A 974-nucleotide genomic window follows, 5' to 3' on the forward strand; every position below is an offset into this window, starting at 1 on the left:
CCGGGCGGTACGGGGCCGCCGCCCTGCGCGGGAACCTCCCCGGCCGGCGAACCGCCGAGTCGTGCGTCCGGTGCGGGCCGTGAGGGCTGGTCGCGCCGTTCCCCGCGCCCCTGAAGGGGCCCAGGCGGTACGGGGCCGCCGCCCTGCGCGGGAACCTCCCCTGCCGGCGAACCGCCGAGTCGTGCGTCCGGTGCGGGTGTTTCCAGGGTGTTCGTCGCCGAGGCGAACCTGTCGTCCAGGGAGTCGGACGCGGGCGCCGGCCCGGTGTCCTCCGTGGCTTCGTCGTACAGCTGCCCCCACCAGTCGTCCTGACGACCGGTCGGCCTCTCCCCCTGCTGGCTCATCCCCTAATTGTCACCGTGAAGGCCGGATGGAAACGGGGCATCGGGAAAAACCGGCCGCGGGCGCGGGGGCGGGCCGCGGCACGGGACCGCCGGGCGATCCCACCCCCCACGGGAGAACCGCCCGGCGGCGGCGGTGTGACCCGGCTCCGGTCGGGAACCGGGGCTCGCGTCACGCTCTGGGCGACCGGTTCCCCGGCGGTGCGCGGGGCACCGGTCCGTACGGCCCCGAGTGCGGCCTGCTCGGCCGGGGCCGTGCCGTGATCCGATCCCGGGGCGGGTTCCACCAGCGGTCCCGTTCATCCGCCCCGGCGCCGTTCTCCTTGTCATTGGCCGGTCTTCACCGGTTCTCGCCGGTCCCCGCCGGTCTTCGGCGCTCCCCGCCCGTCCCCATCGCCCTGGCAGACCCCCGGACCGTGCGGCGATGATGTGCCGGGGCGGTTCTGCGCCGTGGCCGTTTTCCGCCACGGGCCGGTCTTCGGGAAGGGTGTCGCCGCATGCTGGGAGCGACGGGTCTGGCCGCGCTGGGGCTGGACGACGCACACGAGTCGGCGTACCGCGCGCTGGTGTCCGCGGGCGCCGCCGACGTGCCCGACCTCGCGCGGCGGCTCGCCCGCGCGGAGCCCGAGACCG

Annotated in this window: 1 pseudogene; it reads right to left on the bottom strand. The window is 76.4% G+C overall.

The features are described 5' to 3' along the window. Positions 1 to 344: pseudogene (locus HO151_RS07105) on the bottom strand (hypothetical protein); the annotation flags it as partial. Positions 345 to 974 lie beyond the last annotated feature (630 nt).

Source organism: Streptomyces sp. 8P21H-1 (assembly GCF_013302945.1).